General features: G+C 73.2%; 23 protein-coding genes and 1 tRNA gene. 16 read left to right on the top strand and 8 right to left on the bottom strand.

The window, feature by feature from the left end; translation table 11 throughout:
- Positions 1 to 104: 104 nt before the first annotated feature.
- From pstC to pstB, 3 genes are read left to right on the top strand one after another with little or no spacing between them, the layout of a single operon-like run.
- A complete protein-coding gene (pstC, locus tag LEP48_RS06755) occupies positions 105 to 1,097 on the top strand; it encodes a phosphate ABC transporter permease subunit PstC (protein WP_225564807.1) in 993 nt (330 codons plus the stop codon).
- A complete protein-coding gene (gene pstA / locus LEP48_RS06750) occupies positions 1,097 to 2,056 on the top strand; it encodes a phosphate ABC transporter permease PstA (RefSeq protein ID WP_225564806.1) in 960 nt (319 codons plus the stop codon). Before pstC ends, pstA begins: the two co-directional genes overlap by 1 nt.
- 46 nt (positions 2,057 to 2,102) lie before the next feature.
- Positions 2,103 to 2,882, top strand: coding sequence for a phosphate ABC transporter ATP-binding protein PstB (pstB, locus tag LEP48_RS06745; protein WP_225564805.1), 780 nt, complete (start codon positions 2,103 to 2,105; stop codon positions 2,880 to 2,882).
- Between the two features lie 131 nt (positions 2,883 to 3,013).
- On the opposite strand, the gene LEP48_RS06740 is transcribed toward pstB, so the two are convergent.
- The gene (locus LEP48_RS06740; protein WP_225564804.1) at positions 3,014 to 3,490 is read right to left on the bottom strand and encodes a hypothetical protein; all 477 of its coding nucleotides are present in this window, start codon (positions 3,488 to 3,490) and stop codon (positions 3,014 to 3,016) included.
- Positions 3,491 to 3,739: 249 nt separating this feature from the next.
- Between LEP48_RS06740 and LEP48_RS06735 the strand changes: the two genes are divergently transcribed.
- From LEP48_RS06735 to ispF, 3 genes are all read left to right on the top strand, one after another.
- Positions 3,740 to 4,222 (top strand): CarD family transcriptional regulator, encoded by a 483-nt coding sequence (locus tag LEP48_RS06735; protein ID WP_079570762.1) that lies wholly within the window; start codon positions 3,740 to 3,742, stop codon positions 4,220 to 4,222.
- A gap of 141 nt (positions 4,223 to 4,363) precedes the next feature.
- A complete protein-coding gene (gene ispD / locus LEP48_RS06730) occupies positions 4,364 to 5,092 on the top strand; it encodes a 2-C-methyl-D-erythritol 4-phosphate cytidylyltransferase (RefSeq protein ID WP_225564803.1) in 729 nt (242 codons plus the stop codon).
- Positions 5,089 to 5,598: a 2-C-methyl-D-erythritol 2,4-cyclodiphosphate synthase gene (gene ispF, locus LEP48_RS06725; protein ID WP_225564802.1), complete on the top strand. Its 510-nt coding sequence runs from the start codon at positions 5,089 to 5,091 to the stop codon at positions 5,596 to 5,598. The genes ispD and ispF overlap by 4 nt, the downstream gene beginning before the upstream one ends.
- Before the next feature lie 182 nt (positions 5,599 to 5,780).
- Here the strand turns inward: ispF and LEP48_RS06720 are convergent, their stop codons facing one another.
- A complete protein-coding gene (locus LEP48_RS06720; protein ID WP_255640878.1) occupies positions 5,781 to 7,145 on the bottom strand; it encodes a D-arabinono-1,4-lactone oxidase in 1,365 nt (454 codons plus the stop codon).
- A gap of 145 nt (positions 7,146 to 7,290) precedes the next feature.
- Here LEP48_RS06720 and LEP48_RS06715 point away from each other — a divergent pair, with 145 nt between their 5' ends.
- The 3 genes from LEP48_RS06715 to rlmB are packed head-to-tail and all read left to right on the top strand — an operon-like array spanning position 7,291 to position 11,053.
- Positions 7,291 to 8,478 carry an alanine racemase gene (locus LEP48_RS06715; RefSeq protein ID WP_225564800.1) on the top strand — a complete coding sequence of 396 codons (1,188 nt, stop codon included), beginning with the start codon at positions 7,291 to 7,293 and terminating at the stop codon, positions 8,476 to 8,478.
- A 50-nt stretch (positions 8,479 to 8,528) separates the two neighbouring features.
- The gene (cysS, locus tag LEP48_RS06710; protein WP_225564799.1) at positions 8,529 to 10,001 is read left to right on the top strand and encodes a cysteine--tRNA ligase; all 1,473 of its coding nucleotides are present in this window, start codon (positions 8,529 to 8,531) and stop codon (positions 9,999 to 10,001) included.
- A gap of 59 nt (positions 10,002 to 10,060) precedes the next feature.
- On the top strand, positions 10,061 to 11,053 hold the full coding sequence (gene rlmB, locus LEP48_RS06705; protein WP_225564798.1) for a 23S rRNA (guanosine(2251)-2'-O)-methyltransferase RlmB: 993 nt from the start codon (positions 10,061 to 10,063) through the stop codon (positions 11,051 to 11,053).
- A 77-nt stretch (positions 11,054 to 11,130) separates the two neighbouring features.
- Here rlmB and LEP48_RS06700 read toward each other — a convergent pair whose 3' ends face one another.
- The 4 genes from LEP48_RS06700 to LEP48_RS06685 form a co-directional block, all read right to left on the bottom strand.
- Positions 11,131 to 12,429, bottom strand: a complete 1,299-nt coding sequence (locus tag LEP48_RS06700) for a DUF4032 domain-containing protein (RefSeq protein WP_225564797.1) — start codon at positions 12,427 to 12,429, stop codon at positions 11,131 to 11,133.
- Positions 12,430 to 12,607: 178 nt separating this feature from the next.
- Positions 12,608 to 13,720 carry an ABC transporter ATP-binding protein gene (locus LEP48_RS06695; protein ID WP_225564796.1) on the bottom strand — a complete coding sequence of 371 codons (1,113 nt, stop codon included), beginning with the start codon at positions 13,718 to 13,720 and terminating at the stop codon, positions 12,608 to 12,610.
- Between the two features lie 215 nt (positions 13,721 to 13,935).
- Complete coding sequence (otsB, locus tag LEP48_RS06690) at positions 13,936 to 14,808, bottom strand: trehalose-phosphatase (protein WP_225564795.1); 873 nt, start codon at positions 14,806 to 14,808, stop codon at positions 13,936 to 13,938.
- A complete protein-coding gene (locus LEP48_RS06685) occupies positions 14,801 to 16,207 on the bottom strand; it encodes an alpha,alpha-trehalose-phosphate synthase (UDP-forming) (RefSeq protein WP_225564794.1) in 1,407 nt (468 codons plus the stop codon). The genes otsB and LEP48_RS06685 overlap by 8 nt, the downstream gene beginning before the upstream one ends.
- Positions 16,208 to 16,437: 230 nt before the next feature.
- On the opposite strand from LEP48_RS06685, the gene LEP48_RS06680 reads away from it, so the two are divergent.
- The 3 genes from LEP48_RS06680 to LEP48_RS06670 all read left to right on the top strand — a co-directional run bounded on the left by LEP48_RS06680 (position 16,438) and on the right by LEP48_RS06670 (position 19,395).
- On the top strand, positions 16,438 to 18,348 hold the full coding sequence (locus LEP48_RS06680; RefSeq protein ID WP_225564793.1) for a serine/threonine-protein kinase: 1,911 nt from the start codon (positions 16,438 to 16,440) through the stop codon (positions 18,346 to 18,348).
- Positions 18,349 to 18,460: 112 nt separating this feature from the next.
- Positions 18,461 to 19,255 (top strand): DsbA family protein, encoded by a 795-nt coding sequence (locus LEP48_RS06675; protein WP_225564792.1) that lies wholly within the window; start codon positions 18,461 to 18,463, stop codon positions 19,253 to 19,255.
- A 64-nt stretch (positions 19,256 to 19,319) separates the two neighbouring features.
- Positions 19,320 to 19,395, top strand: a tRNA-Thr gene (locus tag LEP48_RS06670).
- A gap of 38 nt (positions 19,396 to 19,433) precedes the next feature.
- On the opposite strand, the gene LEP48_RS06665 is transcribed toward LEP48_RS06670, so the two are convergent.
- Together LEP48_RS06665 and LEP48_RS06660 are read right to left on the bottom strand one after the other, a co-directional pair.
- Complete coding sequence (locus LEP48_RS06665; RefSeq protein ID WP_225564791.1) at positions 19,434 to 20,300, bottom strand: SGNH/GDSL hydrolase family protein; 867 nt, start codon at positions 20,298 to 20,300, stop codon at positions 19,434 to 19,436.
- A gap of 93 nt (positions 20,301 to 20,393) precedes the next feature.
- Positions 20,394 to 21,044, bottom strand: a complete 651-nt coding sequence (locus tag LEP48_RS06660) for a uracil-DNA glycosylase (protein WP_255640874.1) — start codon at positions 21,042 to 21,044, stop codon at positions 20,394 to 20,396.
- A gap of 247 nt (positions 21,045 to 21,291) precedes the next feature.
- On the opposite strand from LEP48_RS06660, the gene LEP48_RS06655 reads away from it, so the two are divergent.
- From LEP48_RS06655 to groL, 4 genes are all read left to right on the top strand, one after another.
- Positions 21,292 to 21,636 carry a DUF3263 domain-containing protein gene (locus tag LEP48_RS06655; protein ID WP_225564789.1) on the top strand — a complete coding sequence of 115 codons (345 nt, stop codon included), beginning with the start codon at positions 21,292 to 21,294 and terminating at the stop codon, positions 21,634 to 21,636.
- A gap of 139 nt (positions 21,637 to 21,775) precedes the next feature.
- The gene (locus LEP48_RS18765) at positions 21,776 to 22,471 is read left to right on the top strand and encodes a LytR C-terminal domain-containing protein (RefSeq protein ID WP_225564788.1); all 696 of its coding nucleotides are present in this window, start codon (positions 21,776 to 21,778) and stop codon (positions 22,469 to 22,471) included.
- A gap of 156 nt (positions 22,472 to 22,627) precedes the next feature.
- The gene (locus LEP48_RS06645) at positions 22,628 to 22,831 is read left to right on the top strand and encodes a cold-shock protein (RefSeq protein ID WP_225564787.1); all 204 of its coding nucleotides are present in this window, start codon (positions 22,628 to 22,630) and stop codon (positions 22,829 to 22,831) included.
- Between the two features lie 348 nt (positions 22,832 to 23,179).
- Positions 23,180 to 24,805, top strand: coding sequence for a chaperonin GroEL (gene groL, locus LEP48_RS06640; RefSeq protein WP_225564786.1), 1,626 nt, complete (start codon positions 23,180 to 23,182; stop codon positions 24,803 to 24,805).
- Positions 24,806 to 24,898: the final 93 nt, after the last annotated feature.

The raw sequence follows: 24,898 nt of genomic DNA, 5'->3' as shown, positions 1-24,898 counted from the left end.
TGGCGCCGGTGGCCGACGCGCTGCCCACGGGCAGCGGCCGGTCACCGGCGCCGCCGTCGGGCCCGGCCCGGCACCACCTACGTGACGAGCAACGAGGAGCACGAGTGACCACCACCGCCAGCGGGCCGCCTGTCCAGGCTCCGGCGCGACGACGCACCCGTCGTCGGACGACCGACCGGGGCTTCAACCGTGCGTTCCGATGGATCGCCGTCGGGTCCGGCGTACTGATGCTGGCGGTGCTCGCGGCCGTCGCGCTGTTCTTGCTGGTGCAGGCGTGGCCGGCGCTGACGGCGAGCGAGGACGACCTCGCCGCCTCCGTGCCGCGCTACCCGGCCGACACGTCGCTGCTGGCCTACGTCGGCCCGCTGGTGTTCGGCACGCTGCTCGCCGCGGCGCTCGCCCTCGCCCTGGCCACGCCGGTCGCGATGGGGATCGCGCTGTTCATCTCGCACTACGCGCCCCCGAAGCTGGCCCAGGTGCTCGGCTACCTGGTGGACCTGCTGGCCGCGGTCCCCTCGGTCATCTACGGCCTGTGGGGCATCTTCGTGCTAGGCCCGGCGGTCCTGCCGGTGTGGGAGTGGCTGGGCCAGGTGCTCGGCTGGTTCCCGCTGTTCGCAGGGACCGTCTCGCCGACGTCGCGCGTGCTCGCCACGGTCTCGGTGGTGCTCGCGGTGATGATCCTGCCGATCATCACCGCGGTGTCCCGCGAGGTGTTCCTCCAGACGCCGAAGCTCCACGAGGAGGCGGCGCTCGCCCTCGGGGCGACCCGCTGGGAGGTCGTGCGGACCGCGGTGCTGCCGTTCGGGCGCTCGGGCGTCATCTCGGCGGCGATGCTCGGCCTGGGCCGCGCGCTCGGCGAGACGATGGCCGTGCTGATGATCCTCTCGCCCGGGTTCCTCTACTCGTTCAAGATCCTGACCAGCGCCCAGCACCAGACGATCGCCGCGTACATCGCCGCCGACTTCCCGGAGGCCAGCGGACTCGCGGTGAACACGCTGGTGGCCACCGGCCTCGTGCTGTTCGTCATCACGCTGGCCGTCAACATGGGCGCGCGCGCGATCGTGGCGCGGCGCAAGGAATTCTCGGGGGCCAACTGATGACCACGACCACCGCAGCCGCCTCGGCCGACGCCACCGAGCTGACCCGGGCCCTGCTGACCGCCGCGGACCCGAGGCGCCGGCGGGTCGACCGCACGATGCGGATCCTGATCTGGGGTGCCTTCGCCGTCGCCATGGTGCCCCTGGTCTCGCTGGTGTGGACGGTGCTGAGCAGCGGCTTCGGGCGCATCAGCCTGGACTTCCTCACGTTGTCCATGCGCAACATCTTCGGCGGCGACCCGAGCGGCGGCATCTACCACGCCATCGCCGGCACGCTGGTCATCACGGCGCTCGCCACCGTGATCTCCGTGCCGATCGGCCTGCTGACCGCCATCTACCTCGTGGAGTACGGCAGGGGCGCGCTGGCGCGGGCGGTGACGTTCTTCGTCGACGTCATGACGGGCATCCCGTCGATCGTCGCCGGCCTGTTCGCCGTCGCGCTGTTCACGCTGATCCTCGGGCCGGGGGTGCGCATCGGGCTCATCGGCGCGGTGGCGCTCTCGGTGCTCATGATCCCGGTCGTGGTGCGCTCCTGCGAGGAGATGCTCAAGCTCGTGCCCAACGAGCTGCGCGAGGCGTCGTACGCCCTGGGCGTGCCCAAGTGGCTGACGATCGTCAAGGTCGTGCTGCGCACGTCGGTGGCGGGCCTGACGACGGGCATCCTGCTCGCCGTCGCCCGCGTGATCGGCGAGACGGCGCCGCTGCTCGTCACCGTGGGCGTCACCGACTCGATCAACTTCGACCCGTTCGAGGGCCGGATGATGACGCTGCCGGTCTTCGCCTACCGGCAGTACAGCCAGGGCCTGGCGACCTGCCCCGGCGGCGAGTCAGCCACCTGCGTCCCTGACATCGCGATCCAGAACGGGTGGGGCGCGGCGCTCGTGCTCATCGTGATCGTGCTCGTCCTGAACCTGGCCGGCCGGCTCGTGAACCGCTGGTTCTCCCCGAAGCTGCGCTGACGCGCAGACCCGCCTCGCCACCCGCAGCTCGAACGAAGGAACAAAGATGGCTCAGCGCATCGACGTGAAGGACCTCAACATCTACTACGGCGACTTCCTCGCCGTGCAGGACGTGACGATGACGATCGACCCGCAGTCGGTGACGGCGTTCATCGGCCCGTCCGGCTGCGGCAAGTCGACGTTCCTGCGCACCCTCAACCGGATGCACGAGGTGATCCCCGGCGCGGCCGTCGAGGGCACGGTCGAGATGGAGGGCGTCGACCTGTACGGCCCCGACGTCGACCCGGTCGCGGTGCGCCGGAACGTCGGCATGGTGTTCCAGCGGCCGAACCCGTTCCCCACGATGTCGATCCGCGACAACGTGCTCGCCGGGGTCAAGCTCAACAACCGGCGGATCAGCCGGTCGGACGCCGAGGAGCTGGTGGAGGGCTCGCTGCGCGGGGCGAACCTGTGGAACGAGGTCAAGGACCGGCTCGACAAGCCGGGCTCCGGGCTCTCGGGCGGCCAGCAGCAGCGGCTCTGCATCGCCCGCGCGATCGCGGTCAAGCCGCAGGTCCTGCTCATGGACGAGCCCTGCTCGGCGCTCGACCCGATTTCCACCCTCGCCATCGAGGACCTCATCGGGGAGCTCAAGCAGGACTACACGATCGTCATCGTCACGCACAACATGCAGCAGGCGGCGCGGGTGAGCGACCGGACGGCGTTCTTCAACATCGCAGGCACGGGCAAGCCCGGGCGCCTCATCGAGATGGACGAGACCTCGACGATCTTCTCCTCGCCCGCCCAGAAGTCGACGGAGGACTACGTCTCCGGCCGCTTCGGGTGACGTCGGGCTGGGGAGCCCAGCGGGAGTGCGAGAGGACGGACCGCCGAGGGCGGTCCGTCCTCTCGTGGTACGCGCTCGGCGCGGTCGTGGTGCGCGCGGGCGTCGGGGATTCGGGACCCGGCCCGCCGGCGTCAGGACCCGGTGGGACCAGCCGTGGCGTACTCGGGCAGCGTCCCGTCGAAGACCTGCATGGAGAACGACTCCACGATGCCCGCGCCGGACAGCGTCGACTCCACGCTCTCGCCCGCCATGGCGTCGACGGCGTCGATCGTGGAGTCGACGGCCTCGTCCTCGCCCAGGTAGACGGTCCCGCCGGCGGGGACGGACACGGACAGCGGCGCGGCGCCCTCCGCCGTCAGGACGAAGTCGACGACCTCGGCAGAGCCGTTGGAGAGCGCACCGTAGACGGTGCCCGGGGCGCCGTCGCCCTCGGACACGACCATGAGGTTGAGGCCCCGGACGGCGTCGTTCAGGTTCACCCGCGCGCCGTCGGAGGGGGAGTACGGCAGGGTCGTCGTCACGGGAGCGCAGGCGGCCAGCAGCAGGGCGCCCGCCGCGAGGCTCGCGGCGGCGACGGCGGTACGTGCGGGACGGGTGGAGCGGGACACGTGCTCTCCTTCGCGAGGCGTGACCGGGCGCGGGGGCTTCACAGCGCGCACACGGGACAGTCGAGGTCGGAGCCGCAGAGGGCCCCGGCACATCCTACCGATGCTCCGCGTGCGACCCGACCAGGACGAGACCATAGGCCTGTGACCTGCGAAAACATGGTCGACACGGGTGGTCGGAGCGAGTCCGGGCACAGGGGGTTGACAGTCCCACGTGCTAAGATTGGCGACTGGGAAAGGGGACATCTGCAGATGACGTTCACAGTAGGCGAGACGGTTGTCTACCCGCATCACGGGGCCGCGCTGATCGAGGAGATCAAGACGCGCAAGATCCGTGGCGAAGAGAAGATGTACCTCAAGCTCAAGGTCGCCCAGGGTGACCTGACCATCGAGGTCCCGGCAGAGAACGTCGACCTCGTCGGCGTGCGCGACGTGGTCGACCAGCAGGGACTCGACCGGGTCTTCGAGGTGCTGCGCGCACCGTACACCGAGGAGCCCACCAACTGGTCGCGCCGCTACAAGGCGAACCTCGAGAAGCTCGCATCGGGCGACGTGATCAAGGTCGGCGAGGTCGTGCGCGACCTCTCGCGGCGGGACGCGGACCGTGGTCTGTCCGCCGGCGAGAAGCGCATGCTGGCCAAGGCGCGCCAGATCCTCGAGTCCGAGGTCGCGCTCGCCGAGGGCGTCGACGAGGAGAAGGCCGGCGCGATCATCGACGAGGTCCTCGCCTCCTGACGCGCCCGTCACACCGAACGAACGACTGTCGCCGCGCACCGAGCCTGGTGCGCGGCGACACTCGTGTGCACCGGGGATCCCCACGACACCCCGAGCCCCTCACGACGCCCGGAGGTCCCCGCCGATGAAGGTCACCGCCCGATGACGACGCTCGCGATCCTCACCGCCGCCGGGTCCGGCACGCGGCTCGGCCGCGACGTGCCGAAGGCGCTCGTCGACCTCGGGGGCTTCCCGCTCGTGCTGCATGCCGCGCGCCGCCTCGCGGCGTCCGGGATGGTCGACCGTCTCGTCGTGACGTGCCCGGCCGGTCTGGCCGACGTCGTGGGCGAGATCCTGGCAGGCGATCCGGAGCTCGGTCTGCCGACGCGCGTGGTCGAGGGCGGGGCGACGCGCCAGGCGTCCGTGGCGGCCGGCCTGCGGCTCGCAGGGCCCGACGATGACGTCGTCCTCGTGCACGACGCCGCCCGGCCGCTGGCGCCGCCCGAGCTCGTGCGCCGCGTCGTCACGGCGGTGCGCGCGGGGCACGCGGCCGTGGTGCCAGGCCTCCCCGTCGTGGACACCGTCAAGCGCGTCGCGCCACGGGCTCCCGACGACGCGGGCGGCGCCGAGAAGGTCGTCGAGACGCCGGACCGGTCGCTGCTGCGCGTCGTGCAGACGCCCCAGGGCTTCGAGCGCGCCGTCCTGGACCGGGCGCACGCCGAGGGGCGGGCCCGCGCGGCGGCGGAGCACCTCGCCGCCACCGACGACGCCGGCCTGGTCGAGGCGCTCGGGCTGCCGGTGCACGTCGTCCCCGGCGCGGACGCCGCCATGAAGATCACCACCGAGCGGGACCTGCTCGTCGCCGGTCTCCTGGCCGAGGAGGCGTCGTGAGCGCACCCACCCCGTACCCGCTGCCACGGACCGGGACCGGTGTCGACGTGCACGCCTTCGCTCCCGAGGGCTCCGGCCGTGAGATGTGGCTCGGCGGGCTGCACTGGCCGGGGGAGCGGGGCCTCGCCGGGCACTCCGACGCCGACGTCGCGGCGCACGCCGCCGCCGACGCGTTGTTCTCCGCCGCGGGCATCGGCGACCTGGGGAGCAACTTCGGCACCAGCGAGCCGCAGTGGGCCGGTGCCGCAGGGGCGGCGCTGCTGGCGGAGGCCGCGCGGCGCGTCCGGGCCGCCGGGTTCGAGGTGGGCAACGTCGCCGTCCAGGTGATCGGCAACCGCCCCAGGGTCGGCACGCGCCGCGCCGAGGCGGAGGCCGTGCTCTCCGAGGCCGCGGGCGCGCCCGTCTCGCTCAGTGCCACCACCACGGACGGGCTCGGGCTCACCGGCCGCGGCGAGGGCGTCGCCGCCATCGCCACTGCCCTCGTCGTCCCCACCCCGCCGAGATAGAGACCCCACCCCGCCGAGATAGAGAGCTCGCCCCGCCGAGATAGAGAGCTCGCCCCGCCGAGATGGAGACCCCACCCCGCCGAGATGGAGACCCCGTCCGTGCGAGGGGCTGGATCGGCGCCGACCGCGGGGGGCCTCTCTATCTCGGCGGGGCGAGCTCTCTATCTCGCGCGAGGGGGTCTCTATCTCGCGGTGGGGCCGAGCACCGTGTCGGTGTAGTCGTTGCGGAACGTGCCGCGCGGGTCGACGGCGGCGCGCACGCGGGCGACGTCGTCCAGCGGGTAGTGGAGCGCCAGGTCCGCGGCGGTGCGACGGTGCAGCTTGCCCCAGTGCGGGCGCCCGCCGACGGCGGTGAAGATCTGCTCCGCGGCGTCGAAGTACCGGCGGTGCGGCATGGGCGCGTACTGGTGGACCGCCACGTAGGCCGTCTCGCGCCCCCGGGCGGTGGACAGCCAGACGTCGTCCGCAGCGGCGAAGCGGACCTCCACCGGGAACGGCACCGGCTCGGAGGACCGGCGCAGCCAGCCGTCCAGCTCGGCGAGGACATCCCGCAGCTCGGCGCGTGGCAGTGCGTACTCCATCTCTGCGAACCGCACCCGGCGCCGGTGCACGAACACCTCGTGCGAGGGCGCCACGTACGACCGGGCGCCCAGCGCTCGGGCGCTCACGGCGTTGAGCCGCGGCACCAGGCCCGGGGCGGCGAACGCGAGCCGGTTGACCACCTCGAACGCGCCGTTGGACAGCACCTCGTCGTCGAGCAGGCTGCGTGCCCGGGTCCCGGCCCCGCGCAGCGCCCCGAGGGCTCCGGTACGGGCGGCGGTCCACGAGGCGACCTCGTCCGGCGTCGCGCGGTTGTTCCGCAACGTGAGCGCGCGGCGGGTGCCGGGGAACCAGTAGAGCTCGGCGTGGTCGTTGCCGTCGACGTACTCGTCGAGCCCGTCGAGCACGCGGTCCAGCGGCCACGGCTCCTCCTGCGCGCGCAGCCAGAACGCGGGCACCACCTCGAGGGTCACGGCGGACAGGATGCCCACGGTGCCGAGGCCGAGGCGCGCCACCTCGAACAGCTCGCGCTCCGGGCTTCCCGGTGCGGCGGCGGCGGTCGCGGTGCGCACGGTGCCCTCGGCGTCGACGACCCGCACGCCCCGCACCTGGGTGGCGAGCCCGCCCAGGGTGGCCCCCGTCCCGTGCGTGCCCGTGGAGATCGCGCCCGCGATCGACTGCCGGTCGATGTCGCCGAGGTTGCGCATCGCGAGCCCGAGCGAGGCGAGCAGCCGGTTGAGCTGGTACAGGCGCGTGCCGGCGCGGACGGTGACGAGCGCGGTGCCGTCCGCCTGCGGCAGCACGGCCTCGATCCCGGAGAGGTGGTCGAGGCCGAGGTGCAGCCCGTCGGTCACGGCGGCGGGTGTGAACGAGTGACCGGCGCCGATCGCGCGCACGTGCTGGCCCGCGGCCGCGGCGTCGGCGACCAGGGCGGCGAGCTCCGCCTCGTCGCGCGGGGTGGCGCGGCGGTCCGGCTGCCACGTCACGGTGCGCCCCCAGGTGCGCAGGGGTTCCCTGCTGCGGGCGGCGGGCGACGACGGTGTGCTGGCAGCGATGCTCTGGCTCACGGCGCACACTCTGCCACGCCCGGGCGGGTCCCAGCCCCGCCGGCGACGTTCCCCGGCAGGCAGCGCCGTCGGGTAGCGTGCGGCCATGAGTCTCACCGACCGGTTGGGGCGTGCGACGGCGCACCTCAGCGCCCCCGTCGCGGTCGTCGACCTCGACGCCTTCGACGCGAACGCCGCCGACCTGCGTCGCCGCGCGGGCGGCATGCCGGTGCGGCTGGCGACCAAGTCGGTGCGGGTGCGCTCCCTCGTCGGCCGCGCGCTCGACTCCGGCTTCTCGGGCGTGATGGCCTTCTCCGTCGCGGAGGCCCTGTGGCTGGTGGGCACGGGGGTGCGCGACGTGCTGGTCGGCTACCCGAGCATGGACGTCCACGCGCTGTCCCGGCTCGTGCGCGACGAGACCGCACGTCGCGAGATCACGCTGATGATCGACGACGTCGCCCAGACGGTCCCGCTGCGTCGCGCCCTGGAGGAGTCTGGCGGGGGCGGCACCCCGGTACAGGTGTGCCTCGACGTCGACGCCTCCCTGCGGCTCGGCGTGGGGCCGTTGCAGGTGCATCTCGGGACGCGCCGTTCGCCGCTGCGGACCCCGCACGACGTCGCGACGCTGGCCGCCCGCGCCGAGGCGGTCGCGGGGATCCGCGTGCGCGGGCTGATGTTCTACGAGGCCCAGGTCGCGGGGCTCCCTGACGCGAGCCCCGCCGTGCGGGTCGCCAAGCGGCTGTCCGTGGCCGACGTCGACGACCGGCGCGGCGACGTGCTGGCCGCGGCCTCCGCCGCCGTCGGGCGCGAGCTGGCGCTGGTGAACTCGGGCGGCACGGGCTCGCTGGAGACGTCGTCCGCCGCGCCGGCGGTCACGGAGGTCACGGCCGGTTCCGGCCTGTTCGTGCCCGGGCTGTTCGACGGGTACCGGTCGTTCCGGCCGCGCCCGTCGGCGTTCTTCGGGCTCGACGTCGTGCGCGTGCCCGCCCCCGGCTGGGCTACCGCGTTCGGCGGCGGCTACGTCGCGTCCGGGCCGGCCGGGCGGTCCCGGCTGCCGCGCGTCGCGACGTCCGGCTGGGCGCTGACCGGCACCGAGGGCGCGGGCGAGGTGATGACGCCGCTGCGGCGACGCTCGTCCAAGGCTCGTCCGCTGCGCATCGGCGACCGCGTCTGGATGCGGCACGCGAAGGCCGGCGAGCTCATGGAGCGTTTCGACGCCGTGCACCTGGTGCGCGGGGACGAGGTCGTCGACGTGGTCCCCACCTACCGCGGCGAGGGGCAGACCTTCGGCTGACCGTCGGCCGGCCACCGGCCGGCCGCAGGGGTGGCCGGTAGGCTGGCGGCGTGACCCTGCGCCTGTATGACACCGCGACGCGCGACGTGCGCGACTTCGTCCCTATCAACCCGGGCGAGGTCGGGATCTACCTGTGTGGGGCCACCGTCCAGTCCGCACCGCACGTGGGGCACCTGCGGCCGGCGGTCGCGTTCGACGTGCTGCGCCGCTGGCTCGAGCGGTCGGGCCTGCGCGTGACGCTGGTGCGCAACGTCACCGACATCGAGGACAAGATCCTGGCCAAGGCGGCGGCCGCCGGGGTCGAGTGGTGGGCGCACGCCGCACGCTACGAGCGCGAGTTCACCCGCGCGTACGACGCCCTCGGCGTGCTGCCGCCCACCTATGAGCCCCGGGCCACCGGCCACGTGACCGACATGATCGGTCTCATGGAGCGGCTCGTGGAGCGCGGGCACGCGTACACGACGGCGCCGGGCGACGTCTGGTTCGACGTGCGCTCGTGGTCGTCGTACGGCGAGCTGACGCGTCAGCGGCTCGAGGACCTCAACCCGGAGCCGACGGACGCCCCCGACGCCGCGGCGTCGGCCAAGAGGGACCCGCACGACTTCGCCCTGTGGAAGTCCGCGAAGCCCACGGAGCCGGTGACGGCGTCCTGGGACACGCCCTTCGGGCGGGGCCGCCCGGGCTGGCACCTCGAGTGCTCGGCGATGGCCCAGCGCTACCTGGGTGCCGAGTTCGACATCCATGGCGGCGGCCTGGACCTGCGCTTCCCGCACCACGAGAACGAGCAGGCGCAGTCCCGCGCCGCCGGGTACGGGTTCGCGCAGCGCTGGATGCACTCCGCGTGGGTCACCCAGTCCGGCGTGAAGATGAGCAAGTCCCTGGGCAACGGGCTGCTCGTCTCCGAGCTGTTGTCGCAGGCGCCCGCGCCCGTGGTGCGCTACGCGCTCGCGGCCGTGCAGTACCGCTCGATGCTCGAGTGGTCGCCGGACACGCTCGACGAGGCGCGCACCACGTGGGAGCGGCTCTCCGGGTTCGTGGACCGCGCCACCGAGCGTGTCGGCGCGGTCCCGGCCGACGAGGTCGCCAAGGCCGAGCTGCCCGCCGACTTCGCGGCCGCGATGGACGACGACCTCAACGTGCCGGCGGCGCTCGCCGTCGTGCACGAGCACCTGCGGGCCGGCAACTCGGCGCTCGCGGCCAAGGACGACGAGGCCGCCCGCGCCGAGCTGGTCTCGCTGCGTGGGATGCTGGGGGTGCTCGGGCTCGACCCGGGCGACGCGACGTGGGCCGGCGGAGCGGACCAGGGGAGCTCGAGGACCCGGGCCGCGCTCGACGCCCTCGTCGCCTGCGAGCTGGAGGCCCGCGCCGAGGCGCGGGCCGCGAAGGACTGGGCCACGAGCGACGCGATCCGCGATCGCCTCGCCCGGGCGGGCGTCGTCGTGCAGGACTCCTCCGACGGCGTGCGCTGGACGCTCGCGAACGGACAGGACGCCGGCACCGGCTCCGGCCCGACCACCGACTGACGTGCAGGCTGCGGCCGCGAACTACTGACCCACGGCTCCCGGCCGAGAGAAGAGACACCATGGCAGGCAAGGCGAAGCGCCCCGGCGCCGTCCGCAACACCGGCAGCAAGAAGGGGCCCCGCGTCGGCACCGGCGGCCACAGCCGCAAGGCGCTGGAGGGTAAGGGGCCCACGCCGAAGGCGGAGGACCGCACCTACCACCCGGCCCACCAGCGCAAGGTCGAGGCCGAGAAGCGCCGGACTGTCGACGGCCAGCGCGGCGCGGCGAAGGGCGTGGCCCGCGGGACGCGCCGCCCCACCGGTGGCGCCGAGGTCGTGGCGGGGCGCAACGCCGTGCTGGAGGCGCTGCGTTCCGAGCTGCCGATGACGGCGATCCACGTGGCGACGCGCATCGACCACGACGACCGCACGCGCGAGATCCTCGAGCTGGCGTCCGTCCAGGGCGTCACGCTGCTCGAGGGCAGCCGCAGCCAGCTGGACACCCTCACCGAGGGCGCCGTGCACCAGGGCGTCGTCGCCCAGGTGCCGCCGTACGAGTACGCGGACGCCGAGGACCTGCTGGACGCCGCCGCGGAGGCGGACACGGCACCCCTGATCGTCGCGCTCGACGGCGTGACCGACCCGCGCAACCTCGGGGCCGTGCTGCGTTCCGCCGGGGCGTTCGGCGCGCACGGCGTGCTGGTGCCGCAGCGTCGGTCCGCCACGGTGACGGCGTCGGCGTGGAAGGTGTCCGCCGGCGCGGCCGCCCGCGTCCCCGTGGCCAAGGTGACGAACTTGGCGCGCACGCTGGCCGACCTGAAGAAGTCGGGGGTGTTCGTCGTCGGTCTCGACGCGGGCGGTGACACCGACGTGCGCAGCCTGCCGTTCTCGAACGACCCGCTGGTGCTCGTCATCGGGTCCGAGGGCAAGGGGCTGTCGCGGCTCGTGCGCGAGACGTGCGACGCCATCGCGTCCATCCCGATCTCCTCCGCCGTCGAGTCCCTCAACGCCGGCGTCGCCGCGGGCATCACCCTGTACGAGGTCGCTGAGGCGCGCCGCGCGTCCGCGAGCTAGGGCACCCCGCATCCCGAGACAGAGACAGAGAACCCCGGGCCGCGAGAGGCGGCCCGGGGTTCTCTGTCTCGCGGGGCTCAGGTCGACAGGTGGAAGTGGTCGTCCTCGGGTGCGCCCTCGTCGGCGACGTCATCGTCGTCCAGCTCGGGGTCCTTCTCGCCGGGCGCGAGGCCCAGGATCGCCTTCTCGTCCGGCCGGTGCCGCAGCACGTTGTCCACGTACGACGCCACGGTCTCCGGCATCGGCACGTCGCGTCCGGCCTGCTCGGAGATGAACCACCGGTGGTCGAGGATCTCGTGGTAGAGCTGGGCGGGCTCGAGCTTGCGCCGCAGGTCGCGCGGGACGGCTCGGATCGTGGGGTGGAAGACGTTCTGCAGCCAGTCGTGCGCGACGAGCGGCTCGTCCTCGTCCTGCCGGTCGGTGGCGGCCCGGTAGGAGTCGAGGTCGTTGAGCAGGCGCCGGGCCTGGTTGTCCTGGACGTCCAGGCCGGTGAGCCGGAACAGCCGGCGCGAGTGGTGCCCGGCGTCCACGACCTGCGGCCGGATGCGCACCGTCGTGCCGTCGATGTCCGTGGTGATGGACAGCTCGCCGACGTCGAAGCCGAGCTGGTTGAGCCGCGCGATGCGTGCTTCCACCCGCCACCGCTCGTCGACGTCGAACGACTCGACGCCGGTGAGGGCCTCCCACAGCTCGGCGTACCGGGAGACGAGGGCGTCGCCGATGCCGATCTCGTCGACCTCGTCGTCGAGGAGCTCGCCCGCGGCGAGGTCCATGAGCTCGCCGATGATGTTGGTGCGGGCCAGGTCGAGGTCGTATTCGCGCTGCTTCGGCGACAGCTCGCGGTGCAGGGCGCCCGTCTCGGCGTCCACCAGGTAGGCCGCGAACTGGTGCGCGTCGCGGCGGAACAGCGTGTTCGACAGCGAGACGTCGCCCCAGTAGAAGCCCACGAGGTGGAGGCGCACGAGCAGCACGGCGAGGGCGTCGATGAGGCGGGTGGCCGTGTCCGGCCGCAGCGACTGGCTGAACACGGCGCGGTACGGCAGGGAGAACGCGAGGTGCTCGGTGACGAGCGCCGCCTCGAGGGGCTCGCCGGCGTCGTCCCGCCGTCCGGTGACGACCCCGACGGGCACCACGCCGGGGATCTCCAGCTTGTTCAGCTGCCGCAGCAGCCCGAACTCGCGGAACGCGACGTGCTCGCTGATCTCCTTGATCGCGAGGACCCGGCCGTCGAGGCGCACGAACCGCACCACGTGCCGCGAGATGCCTCGGGGGAGCGCGGCGAGCACTTCGTCCGGCCACTCGGCCAGGGGCAGCCGCCACGGCAGGTCGAGCAAGGCGGAGTTCGGGGTGGCAGACGTGATCTGCAGCTGGTCCACGGCGCCTCCTGAAGTGTTGTGAGCGTGCAGATGGCCCACTTCCGGCCCCTGGAGTGGGCCGTTCTCGCGCTCACAGCGGTGGCGTGGCGCGGTCGCCAGGGTACGCGAGATGTGCGACGACGGGCGGGCCCGGCTGTGTGCCGGACCCGCCCGTCGTCGCTGGAGCGCTGTGCGAGCGTCAGCTCAGGCGGTTGCCCGTGGCTGCCGAGAACAGGTGCGCCTTGCCCGGCTTGATCGCCACGTGGATGGTGTCGCCCTTCATGGGGACCTCACGCGGGTCGATGCGCACGATGACCTGGTCCGAGGAGCCGGAGTGCAGGTCGGCGGTGCTGCTCTGCAGGTCGCCGTAGACGAACGCGTCGGAGCCGAGCTCCTCGACGAGGTTGACCTTCACGTCGAAGGCACCCTGCGAGCCCGCGCCGACGACGTCGAGCGCCTCGGGGCGGAAGCCGACCGTGATCCGGTTGTTGTCGGCCTCGGTGAGGCCGTCGATGACCGAGCGCTCGATCGGGACGCTCGCGGCACCGAGCTGCGCGGCGCCGTCCTTGATCTCGAAGGTGCCGAGGTTCATGGCGGGGGAGCCGATGAAGCCCGCGACGAACACGTTCTGCGGGGTGTCGTACATCTCGCGCGGGGTGCCGACCTGCTGCAGCAGACCGCCCTCGAGGACCGCGATGCGGTCGCCCATGGTGAGGGCCTCGGTCTGGTCGTGGGTCACGTAGACGGTCGTGACGCCGAGACGACGCTGCAGCGACGCGATCTGCGTACGCGTCTGGACACGGAGCTTGGCGTCGAGGTTCGACAGCGGCTCGTCCATGAGGAACACCTGCGGCTGACGCACGATCGCGCGGCCCATGGCGACACGCTGACGCTGACCACCGGAGAGCGCCTTCGGCTTGCGGTCCAGGTACTCGGTGAGGTCGAGGATCTTGGCTGCCTCCTCGACGCGCTCACGGATCTCGGCCTTCGGCTTGCCCGCGATCTTCAGGGCGAAGCCCATGTTGTCGGCCACCGACATGTGCGGGTACAGCGCGTAGTTCTGGAACACCATCGCGATGTCGCGGTCCTTCGGCTGGACGTCCGTGACGTCGCGGTCGCCGATGAAGATGCTGCCGCCGTTGACGTCCTCGAGGCCCGCCAGCATGCGCAGCGAGGTGGACTTGCCACAGCCCGAGGGGCCGACGAGGACGAGGAACTCGCCGTCCTCGATGTGCAGGTTGAGCTGGTCGACGGCCGGGCGCTCGGTCCCCGGGTAGATGCGCGTCGCGTGGTCGAAGGTGACCGTTGCCATGATGCTTCCCTCCACCGGCAGGTACGTGCCGGACGATCCGTTGTGGGTGGGTGTCGCCTGCGCTTCCACGTCGAGCGTGTCGGCGGTGACACAGATGTAGTTGTCGCGCGCCCGACCGGCTCCATCAGCGGTGCCGGGACGGTCGTGCGGATCGATCGTACATGCCGCGGGTGTGTGTCTGGACACACCTTCCGTGACGGGCCGATCGGTGCTGGTCAGGACCCGTCGGGCGGCGACGACCCGCGCTCGAGGGCGTCCGCCAGCCGCTCGAGCAGCCCGGCCAGCGCGTCGGCGTCGGCCACCCGGTACGGCGCCACCGTCGGTCCCGGGCCGACCTTGAGCGCCAGGTCCTCGTCGTGCAGGACGGCGAAGGCGCGCTCGTCCGTCGTGTCGTCCCCCGCGTACAGCACCCGGGCCGAGGGGGCGCCGACGGCGTCGGCCACCACGCCCCGCAGGCGCTCCACGGCCTCGCCCTTGGACGTCGTCACGACGGCGATCTCGACCACGTCCTTGCCGTGCAGCGCGTGCAGGCCCAGCCGGTCGGCGACCCCGTCCGCGGCCAGCACGGCGGCGTCCACGGCGGCGGCGTCGTCGGCGAGCCGGGTGTGCAGGACGGCGGCGCTCGGCTTGTGCTGCACCCAGATGCCCGGATGCCCGGTGGCCGCCTCGTCGAGCGTGGCGGCCACGTCGCGCAGCGCGGCGCGCTGCCCGCCGTCCAGCTCGAGGGCCACCGACTCCAGGCGTCCGCCCACGACGTGCCCCGTCTCGGCGCCGTGGCTGCCGACGAGGTAGGTGCCCTCCGGCGGCCCGCCGAGGTCGGCGAGGTCGGCCAGGTCGCGCCCCGAGACGAGGGCGAGCCGTACTCGCGTGCGCCCGGCGAGCTCCGCCAGGCGCTCGACGGCGGCCCGGGCAGGGTCCGTCATACGCGACGTCGTCGGGTCGTCCACGAGCGGGGCGAGCGTGCCGTCGAAGTCGAGGGCCACGAGCAGCGCGGGGTCCTCCGCGGAGCCCTCGCCGGGGCCGGCCGGCCGGGCGAACGCCGTGAGGGCCGCGAGCACCGACGGGGTGGGGGCGGGCGGCTCAGACATGGGACGTCCGCGGCGGCATGGCCGTGAGCACGCCGAGGAACGTCTCCGACCACTTGGCGACGTCGTCGGACATCACCTTGCGGCGCAGCCGGCGCATGCGGCGGCGCTGCTCGCGGTGGTCCATGTGCGCGGCCGCGACGATGATGTCCTTCATCCCGTCGATGTCGTGCGGGTTGACCAGCAGCGGCCCGGGGGCGAGCTCGTCCGCCGCGCCGGTGAACTCGCTCAGCACGAGCACCCCCTGGTCGTCGGAGCGGGCCGCGACGTACTCCTTGGCCACCAGGTTCATGCCGTCGCGCAGCGAGGTCACGAGCATGACGTCCGCGGCGAGGTACAGCGCCGCCATCTCCTCGGGCGGGTAGGAGTGGTGCAGGTAGTGGATGGCGGAGTGGCCGAGCTCGCCGAACTCGCCGTTGATCCGGCCCACCAGGCCCTCGACGTGCTCGCGCAGCTCCTGGTACGCCCCCACGTTCTCGCGGCTCGGGCTGGCCACCTGCACCAGGGTCGCGTGCTCGACGTCGAGGCGGCCGTCCTGGAGGAGCTCGCCGTAGGCCTTGATCCGGTGCCGGATGCCCTTCGTGTAGTCGAGCCGGTCCACGCCGAGCATCATGATCTGCGGGTTGCCGAGGTCGGCGCGGATCTCCGCGGCACGCTCCTGCACCTCGGGCTTGCGCGCGAGCTCGTCGAAGTGCTTCGAGTCGATGGAGATCGGGAACGCCGCCGCGCGGACGTGCCGGGTGATCTGCCCGTCGTCGTCCGTGACCGTGACGATCGGCCCGCGCGTCGTGTGCTTGGTGAGCCGGCGCACGGCCCGCACGAAGTTCGACGCGTCCCCGCCCCGCTGGAACCCGATGAGGTCGGCCCCGAGCAGGCCCTCGACGATCTGCGACCGCCACGGCAGCTGCCCGAACAGCTCGACGGGCGGGAAGGGGATGTGGTCGAAGAACCCGATGCGCAGGTCGGGGCGCAGGTCGCGCAGCATCTTCGGGACGAGCTGGAGCTGGTAGTCGTGCACCCACACGACCGCGCCGGGCGCGGCCTGGGCCGCGGCCGCCTCGGCGAACCGCAGGTTCACCTTCCGGTAGGCGTCCCACCACTGCCGGTGGTACGTGGGCGGGGAGATGACGTCGTGGTACAGCGGCCACAGGGTGTCGTTCGAGAAGCCCTCGTAGTAGCGCTCGATCTCGTCGGCGCTGAGCGTGACCGGCACGAGAAGCATCTCGTCGGCCGTGAACGGCTCGTGCTCCAGGCCGGGCGCGCCGGACCAGCCGACCCACGCGCCGTCCGCCCCGCGCATCACCGGCTCGAGAGCCGTGACCAGCCCGCCGGGTGAGCGCTGCCAGTCGACGTCACCGTTCTCGTCGACCGTGAAGTCGACCGGGAGCCGGTTGGCGACCACGACGAGGTCGTAACGACCCTCGCCCGACGTACCCTCCGACCCCTTGCCGGACCTGTTTGCCGTTCCTTGACCTGTCAACGGAGATCTCCCCAAGCGCTGTTGGACGACGCCCTGCTCGCACAGGGTATCGACGTCCTCGCCGACGCACCCTGTCGGCGGGCCCGTCACCCTGCGCGACGCGGGGGCGGGCACGACGGGCCTGGGCGCCTGCCTCCCGCTACGGTGTGCGCATGGGTGAGGTCGACGCGGTGGAGCTCCCGGGTCAGGGTCGCCCGGCGGGCGCTGCCGCCACGCGCGAGGCGGGGAGCCAGGAGAAGTCCGGCGAGAGCCGGGACCGTGGGCTGCCCGCGGGCACCGAGGTCGGCGGCTACACCGTCGTCCGGCAGCTCGGGCGGGGCGCGATGGGCGCGGTGTACGAGGCGCTCGACGGCGGGGACAACCGTGTCGCGCTCAAGGTGCTGCACGCGCACGTCGACGCCGACCCCGCGGGCCGCGAGCGGCTGCGCCGCGAGGCCGCGGCGCTCCAGCGGCTGCGACACCCGGCGGTCGCGCAGGTGCAGGACGCCGAGCTCGAGGGGCCGTACGCGTTCGTCGTGACGGAGCTCGTCGACGGCGTCACCCTCGAGGACGAGGTCGACACGCGCGGGCCGCTCGACGCCGGCGACCTGTTCTCCCTGGCGGACCAGCTCGCGGACGCGCTCGAGGCCGTGCACGACGCCGGCGTCGTGCACCGTGACCTCAAGCCGTCCAACGTCATGGTCACGGCCGACGGCCCGGTGCTCATCGACTTCGGCATCGCGCAGGGTCCCGGCGACGCCCGCACCACGTCCACCGGGTTCGTCATGGGCACGCCGGGGTACATCGCACCCGAGCTGCTCGACGGCGGCGCACCCGGGAACGAGACCGACTGGTGGAGCTGGGCCGCGCTGCTGGCCTTCGCCGCCACGGGTCGCTCACCGTTCGGCGTGCGGCCCACCGAGCTGGTGCTCCGCCGCTCCCGCGAGGGGCGCGCCGACCTGGTGGGACTGTCGCCGCGGACCGCACGAGCGCTCGGCGGCGCGCTCCAGGCCGACCCGGCGCTGCGCTGGGGGCCCACCGAGGTGGCGCGCGCCCTGCGCCGCGACCTGGACGACGCCCTCGCCGCGGCCGGCGCGGCGGAGCAGCTGGCCCCGGACGCGACGCAGCGCATCGTGCAGGGCTTCGAGACGGAGCATGTCGCGCTGCCCACCCAGGTCGTGGCCCCGCTGGCCGTCGGCACGGTGACCGCACCCGGCATCGAGCCCACGCCGCCTCCGCCGCCCCCGCCGAGCGTGGCGCCCGCCCGGACGAGCGCCGTCGAGCCCGACCCGGGCGACCCCACCCAGACGATGACGGCGCTCGAGCGTGACCGCCTGGGGGCGCAGGACGGCGGCACGCAGGCCATCCCCGTCGGTGACGCGCGCTACCGCGACTACGACGAGCTCGTCCAGGACCTGCCCACGGAGCCGGAGCCGCCGCAGCCCTACGCGCGCCCGGTGCACCCCCGCCGGACGGGTTCCGCGCTGGCGCTCGCGGTGCCCCTCGTGGTCCTGGCCGCGACCCGCCCGCTGATCGGGTTCGGGGCGCTGCTGGTGCTCGTCGTGCTCTGCCGCATGGTCGCGACGTCGTCCGACGCGCTGCACCGCCGGCGCGAGCGCAGGGGAGTGCGGGGCTCCGACGGCGTCGTCGCGGCCCTGGCCTTCCCGTGGCACGCGCTCGTCGGCGCGCTCGGGGCGATCCCCGCCGCGCTCGTCGGGGCGTGCGCCGGGGTGCTCGCCGTCGTCGCCGGCTGGTGGCTGTTCGGTGCCGGGCACCTCATCGTCATGCCGCGGGTCGACGTCGCCGCCCGGTCCGTCGGCGGCATGAACGAGGACGTCGTCTTCAACCTCGTGCTCGCCGCGGCGATGGTGATCGCGCTCGTGGCCACGTGGTTCGGGCCGGCAGGGCGGACTGCGCGCGAGGGCGGGCGGGCCGTCCTGAACCGGCTCGCGCCGGGCCCGTGGGGGGCGGCGGCGGTCGTCGTCCTGTCGCTCGTGGCGGCCGTGCTGCTGGCCCAGCCGCTGTTCGTCGACTCGCCGGTGATCGACTGGTGGCCGATGACGGGGCCCCCGGCCCTGCCCTGAGCGCGCGGGTAGGCTTGGTCGCGTCCCATTTCTCGATCGACGCGGCCGGGCGGCCGACGTCGTGCCCTCCGAAGGGATCCCCGAGACCACGATGTCGACCAAGAACCCGAACATGACCAAGGCCGAGCGTCGCGACGCGGCGCGTGCCGAGGCCCTCGCCCTGCGCGAGAAGGAGCTCCAGCGCGACAAGCGCAACCGTGCGATCACGCTGGGCGTGCTGGCCGTCGCCCTGGTGGCGCTCGGCGTCGTGGTGTGGATGATCCTGGCCGAGGGCCAGAAGAAGTCCGTCGACGACGTGCCGCTGTCCGAGGTGACGATGCCCTCGACGGCGCGGGCGGACGGCGGCATCACCGTCGGTGCCGACGGTGCCGCCGGGACCGCTAACGAGGGCGCCCCCGAGATCCAGGTGTACCTCGACTACATGTGCCCGGTCTGCGGCCAGTTCGAGCAGGTCAACGCCGCGAGCGTCGACGAGATGGTTGCCGCCGGCGACGCGACGGTGGTCTACCACCCGATCTCCATCCTGGACGCGCAGTCGCAGGGCACCGACTACTCGACGCGCTCCGCGTCCGCGGCGGCGTACGTCGCCGACAAGGCGCCCGAGGCGTTCCCCGCGTACCACGCGGCGCTGTTCACCAACCAGCCCTCCGAGGGCACCGAGGGCCTGAGCGACGAGGAGCTCTCGGTGTTCGCGGAGCAGGCCGGCGCCCCCGCCGACGTCGTCACGGCCGTCGCCGACGGCACGGCACGCGAGACCTTCGGGCAGTACGTGTTCTCCGCGACCCAGGCCATCGGGGAGGACCCGGACTTCACCGGCACCCCGTACGTGCTGGTCGACGGCGAGGTCGTGCCGAACTGGAACGACCCGGCCGCGCTGACGGCCGCCGTCGAGGCCGCCGCGGGCTGACCTGCCCCGACCCCTGCGGCGCGGCACGGCCCCGGGAACGCCCGGTAGGCTGTGCCGCGCCTGCGCCGCCTTAGCTCAGCTGGTAGAGCTCCCGTCTTGTAAACGGAAGGTCGTCGGTTCGAATCCGACAGGCGGCTCCATCCACCGGTTCGCCCGACCCGCCCTCGGCCGGACCCGCTCAGTCCGTCGGCGGCCAGGAGGTGCCCGGCGCGGGCCACTTCGGCTGGCGTCCGTCGCCGCTGGACGTGTGCTTGATCCGGCGCTGCACCCACGGCACCACGTGCGTCCGTGCCCACTGGGCGTTGGCCCGTGCGCGGGCGACGAGGTCCGTCGGGGGCAGCGGGTCCAGCACCCCGTCGAAGTCGGGGTCGACCGGCTCCAGGCCCAGCCCGACGAGCGCGGCGTCCGCGACGCGGCGGTGGCCCTCCGGGGTGAGGTGGATGCGGTCGTCCGACCACACGCGCAGGTCGAACAGCGAGTCCATGCCCCACAGGTCCAGGACGTGCGCCCCGTGGCGCCGCGCGATCGACCAGATGTTGGCGTTGTACTGCCCCGTGCGCCCGCGCGTAAAGCTCAGCGCGCCGCCGGCGCGGAACCCGGTGCCCAGGAGCACGTCGGCGCCGGTGGCCCGGATCTTCGCCACCGCCTGCTCGAGCTGGGCGGAGATCATGTCGATGTCGGCCTGGGGGCGCAGGATGTCGTTGCCCCCGCCGACGAGCGAGACCAGGTCGGGCTCGGCCTCGAGCGCGACGTCGACCTGCTCGGCGAGGATGTGGCGCACCAGCCGGCCGCGGATGGCGAGGTTCGCGTACTCGAGCTGCCGCTCACCCCCCGCCGCGCGGCGGGCCGAGAGCTCGTCGGCGAGCCGGTCGGCCCAGCCGCGCTGCTTCGCCGTCGACTCGGTGCCGGCGGGAGCGGGGGTGCCGTCGTCGAACGGGTACGGGTCCCACAGGCCCTCGGTGAACGAGTCGCCGACGGCGACGTAGCGGGTCCAGCGGGGGGTGGTGGGCTCGGACGGGGTCGGGGAGGTCTCGGTCGTCGTCACCGGGCCATTCTGCCTCCGGCCACCCACGCGGTCTCCTGGAATCCGCGAGCCCTGCGGATCCAGCACGGCCTGACGGCCCTGCCGGGCCGGGCCTCAGACGAGGCGCCAGTCGACCGGGGCCGCCCCCTGCGCCTCGAGGAGCGCGTTGACGCGCGAGAACGGCCTGGACCCGAAGAACCCCCGGTACGCGGACAGCGGGCTGGGGTGCGCGCTCTCGACGGCGGGCACGTCGCCGAGCCACGGCCTGAGGGACGCCGCGTCACGACCCCACAGGATGGCGACGAGCGGGCCGCCGCGGGCCACGAGCGCCTTGATGGCGGCCTCGGTGACCTGCTCCCAGCCCTTGCCGCGGTGCGACGCGGGGGTGCCCGGCCGCACCGTGAGGACCCGGTTGAGCAGCATGACGCCCTGGTCGGCCCAGGGACGCAGGTCCCCGTTCGGCGGCGGCGGGGCACCGACGTCGGACGACAGCTCGGTGTAGATGTTCACCAGCGACCTCGGGACGGGCCGCACGTCGGGCTGCACGGAGAAGGACAGCCCCATCGGGTGACCGGGCGTGGGGTACGGGTCCTGCCCGACGACGAGGACGCGGACCTCGGCGAGGGGCCGGCGGAACGCGGCGAAGACGTGGGCGCCGTCGGGCAGGTAGGTGCGGCCGGCGGCGACCTCCGCGCGCAGGAAGTCGCCCATGGCGTGGATCTGAGGCTCGACGTGGGCCAGCGCGGCGGCCCAGTCGGGCGCCATGACGTCCTCGAGAGGCGGGCGGGTGCTCGTCGTCGCCGGGGTGTCCACGCCGCGACGCTAGCGCACCCGAGACCTGTCAGGTCCACGTGCGCCGGAACGTGCACGTGAACCTGACAGCTCCACGCACGTCCGACGTGTCAGGCTCACGTGCACGGGAACGTGTACGTGGCCCTGACAGCTCGTGGGGGTGCGACGCGCGGGGGCTCCTGGGCGGGGAGCGGCCCCGGGGCGGCCATACTGGGTGCCCATGAGCGAGATGCTGGTCCAGGAGGTCCAACCGGACCCTGAGGCGACGTCGTCGAGCACGACGGCAGGCGAGCGGGCGGACGCGCCCGAGGTCGCGCTCACGGACCGGGAGCGCGAGATCCTCGCCTTCGAGCGGCAGTGGTGGAAGTACGCGGGCGCCAAGGAGCAGGCGGTGCGCGAGCTCTTCGACATGTCGGCGACGCGGTACTACCAGGTGCTCAACGCGCTCATCGACTCCCCGGCGGCGCTCGAGCACGACCCCATGCTGGTCAAGCGGCTGCGCCGGATGCGGTCGACCCGCCAGCGGGCCCGGTCGGCCCGCCGGCTGTCCGACGACCGGTCCTGAGAGGCCGCCGCGGGACCGGCCAGCGGACGCCGGTCCTCGCGCGGCGAGTCCCGGCGAATCCGCGCCACGACGGCGATTCCGGGCCCCCGGTGGCGAGCGGCTGGACGCCGTGCCATGTTGAGCGGCTACCCTGTCCGGCGTGAGCAAGAGCCATTACTCCTACCCGCCCGACGAGTTCGACGTCCGGGGCCCGGAGGACGCGCCGGTCGGCGTCCACCGGGAGCCGCGGAGCGGGTGGAGCTCGGTGTGGCCGTTCCTGCTGGTCGCGGTGGTGTGCGGCGGGATCGCCGTCGGCGCGGTCTCCTTCCTCTCCCAGGACGACGGCCCCCCGTCGACCCCGGTCGCCGAGCAGTCCGCGGACGCGGGTGCCGAGGGGGAGTCCGGTGACGGTGCCTCGGAAGAGGAGCCGACGGACGGCGAGTCCGAGGCCACCGAGGGCGAGGAGGACCCGGCGGACGGCGAGTCCGAGGGTGAAGAAGAGGAGCCGGCCGGCGAGATGCCGGGCGACGCGTCCAAGGCGAACCTGGCCGCGAGCGTGGCCGTGTTCAACGACTCCGCCCCCGGCGGCTCGGCGGGCACCGCGCAGGCGACGCTCCAGGACGAGGCCGGCTTCTCCGAGGTCGCCGCGGGCAACACGACCGACGCGGAGGCCCCGCAGGGCCTCGGTGGCACGTACTCCGCGAACACCGTGCTCTACGGAGCGGACCGGGCCGACACGGCGACGGCCGTCGCCGAGGCGCTCGGCGTCTCGCCGGAGAACGTCATCCAGTCCGACAACGTGACGAACCACCCGTCGAACGCCGTGTGGGTCGTGCTGACCGAAGCCGTCGGCTGACGTCCTGGTCACGCCGTCGCCGCACGGCACAGGGCGCTCGTCTCGGATGTCGACATACCGGACATCGGCGCTTCCCTCGTCGTGAGGTGCGCTACTAGGCTCGCGTCACCACGGGGCGCCGGTCCCGTGGCCTGAGCGAAGCACAAGGAGAAGTCCATGGCCCAGGGCACCGTCAAGTGGTTCAACGCGGAGAAGGGGTTCGGGTTCATCACCCCGGCCGCCGGCGGGCAGGACCTGTTCGTCCACTACAGCGCCATCCAGTCCGACGGCTACCGCACCCTCGAGGAGGGGCAGCCGGTGGAGTTCGAGGTCGGGCAGGGCCAGAAGGGTCCGCAGGCCGAGCAGGTGCGCCCCGCCTGAGGCGGCGGCACCCCAGGCCGGCACCCGGCGTCGCGTCGACGCGACGAGGGTGCCGGCCTTCGTCGTGCCCGCACCCGTGGCGAGATCGACGTGCCCGGTGGGGGAGGCCCTCCACGCCCTGGGCGAACGTCTTGCACTCTCCTGCCGAGAGTGCCAATAATGGCTTAGCACTCTCGATGGTCGAGTGACAGCCGCGCCCCGGTGCGGCGGTCGTGAGACGTCGAGGGTGAAGCACTCGGGCCGACAGGTGAGGCTCGCCGCACGCGCGTGACAAGAACGCCGTGCGGTGGGTCGTCCGTCGCGGGCACCGGCCGGCCACTCTCAGCCACCAGCGGAGGATCAGTCCCCATGGCCAAGATCATCGCCTTCGACGAGGAAGCTCGTCGGAGCATGGAGCGCGGGCTCAACCAGCTCGCCGACACCGTCAAGGTCACGCTCGGCCCCAAGGGCCGCAACGTCGTCCTGGACAAGAAGTGGGGCGCCCCCACGATCACCAACGACGGTGTGTCCATCGCCAAGGAGATCGAGCTCGACGACCCGTACGAGAAGATCGGCGCGGAGCTCGTCAAGGAGGTCGCCAAGAAGACCGACGACGTCGCGGGTGACGGCACCACCACCGCCACCGTGCTCGCCCAGGCGCTCGTGCGCGAGGGCCTGCGCGTCGTCGCCGCCGGCGCCAACCCGATCGCCGTCAAGCGCGGCATCGAGAAGGCCGTCGAGTCCGTCACCGAGCAGCTGCTGATCGCTGCCAAGGACATCGAGACCAAGGAGGAGATCGCCGCGACCGCCGGGATCTCCGCCGGCGACCCCGCGATCGGCGAGCTCATCGCCGAGGCGCTCGACAAGGTCGGCAAGGAGGGCGTCGTCACCGTCGAGGAGTCGAACTCCTTCGGCCTGGAGCTCGAGCTCACCGAGGGCATGCGCTTCGACAAGGGCTTCCTCGCCCGCTACTTCGTCACCGACGAGGAGCGCCAGGAGGCCGTGCTCGAGGACGCCTACGTCCTGATCGTCGAGTCGAAGATCTCGAACGTCAAGGACATGCTGCCGCTGCTCGACCAGGTCATGAAGGCCGGTCGCCCGCTGCTCATCATCGCCGAGGACGTCGAGGGCGAGGCCCTGGCCACCCTCGTGCTGAACAAGATCCGCGGCACCTTCAAGTCCGTCGCCGTCAAGGCCCCGGGCTTCGGTGACCGCCGCAAGGCCATGCTGCAGGACATCGCGATCCTCACCGGTGGCCAGGTCATCACCGAGACGGTCGGCCTCAAGCTGGAGAACGCCACGCTCGACCTGCTCGGCCAGGCGCGCAAGGTCGTCGTCACCAAGGACGAGACCACGATCGTCGAGGGTTCCGGCGAGGCCGACCTCATCGAGGGTCGCGTCAAGCAGATCCGCGGCGAGATCGAGGCCTCGGACTCGGACTACGACCGCGAGAAGCTGCAGGAGCGCCTCGCCAAGCTCGCCGGTGGCGTCGCCGTCATCAAGGCCGGCGCGGCCACCGAGGTGGAGCTCAAGGAGCGCAAGCACCGCATCGAGGACGCGGTGCGCAACGCCAAGGCCGCCGTCGAGGAGGGCATCGTCGCCGGTGGTGGCGTGGCCCTCATCCAGGCCGGCGCCGCTGCGTTCCCGAAGCTGGAGCTCGAGGGCGACGAGGCGATCGGTGCGCAGATCGTGCGTGCCGCCATCGACGCGCCGCTGAAGCAGATCGCCATCAACGCCGGCCTCGAGGGTGGCGTCGTGGCGGAGAAGGTCCGCAACCTCACCCCGGGTCACGGCCTCAACGCCGCGACCGGCGTGTACGAGGACCTGCTGGCCGCGGGCGTCAACGACCCGGTCAAGGTCACGCGCTCCGCGCTGCAGAACGCCGCGTCGATCGCCGCGCTGTTCCTCACCACCGAGGCCGTCGTGGCCGACAAGCCGGAGCCGGCCTCGGCCGCCCCGGGTGGCGACGGCGGCATGGGCGGCATGGACTTCTGATCGGTTCGCCGAGATAGAGGCCCCTCGCTGAGATAGAGAAGAGGGGGGGCGCCCCCCCCGGCGGGGCGGCCGGGGGGGCTCAAGACCAGGGGG

Origin of the sequence: Isoptericola luteus (assembly GCF_020297055.1) — a bacterium.
GTDB classification, from domain to species: domain Bacteria; phylum Actinomycetota; class Actinomycetes; order Actinomycetales; family Cellulomonadaceae; genus Isoptericola; species Isoptericola luteus.
Note: the sequence above shows the minus strand (reverse complement) of the source record. Positions and strands in the feature narration are given on the sequence as shown.

What these genes read in the sequence shown, in the direction of transcription:
- otsB (WP_225564795.1), bottom strand. Translation starts at nt 14,808, where the DNA reads ATGTCTGAGCCGCCCGCCCCCACCCCGTCGGTGCTCGCGGCCCTCACG.
- ispD (WP_225564803.1), top strand. Translation starts at nt 4,364, where the DNA reads ATGACGACGCTCGCGATCCTCACCGCCGCCGGGTCCGGCACGCGGCTC.
- LEP48_RS06645 (WP_225564787.1), top strand. Translation starts at nt 22,628, where the DNA reads ATGGCCCAGGGCACCGTCAAGTGGTTCAACGCGGAGAAGGGGTTCGGG.
- LEP48_RS06680 (WP_225564793.1), top strand. Translation starts at nt 16,438, where the DNA reads ATGGGTGAGGTCGACGCGGTGGAGCTCCCGGGTCAGGGTCGCCCGGCG.
- LEP48_RS06735 (WP_079570762.1), top strand. Translation starts at nt 3,740, where the DNA reads ATGACGTTCACAGTAGGCGAGACGGTTGTCTACCCGCATCACGGGGCC.
- rlmB (WP_225564798.1), top strand. Translation starts at nt 10,061, where the DNA reads ATGGCAGGCAAGGCGAAGCGCCCCGGCGCCGTCCGCAACACCGGCAGC.
- LEP48_RS06695 (WP_225564796.1), bottom strand. Translation starts at nt 13,720, where the DNA reads ATGGCAACGGTCACCTTCGACCACGCGACGCGCATCTACCCGGGGACC.
- pstB (WP_225564805.1), top strand. Translation starts at nt 2,103, where the DNA reads ATGGCTCAGCGCATCGACGTGAAGGACCTCAACATCTACTACGGCGAC.
- LEP48_RS06715 (WP_225564800.1), top strand. Translation starts at nt 7,291, where the DNA reads ATGAGTCTCACCGACCGGTTGGGGCGTGCGACGGCGCACCTCAGCGCC.
- pstA (WP_225564806.1), top strand. Translation starts at nt 1,097, where the DNA reads ATGACCACGACCACCGCAGCCGCCTCGGCCGACGCCACCGAGCTGACC.
- LEP48_RS06660 (WP_255640874.1), bottom strand. Translation starts at nt 21,044, where the DNA reads ATGGCGCCCGACTGGGCCGCCGCGCTGGCCCACGTCGAGCCTCAGATC.
- LEP48_RS06655 (WP_225564789.1), top strand. Translation starts at nt 21,292, where the DNA reads ATGAGCGAGATGCTGGTCCAGGAGGTCCAACCGGACCCTGAGGCGACG.
- LEP48_RS06675 (WP_225564792.1), top strand. Translation starts at nt 18,461, where the DNA reads ATGACCAAGGCCGAGCGTCGCGACGCGGCGCGTGCCGAGGCCCTCGCC.
- groL (WP_225564786.1), top strand. Translation starts at nt 23,180, where the DNA reads ATGGCCAAGATCATCGCCTTCGACGAGGAAGCTCGTCGGAGCATGGAG.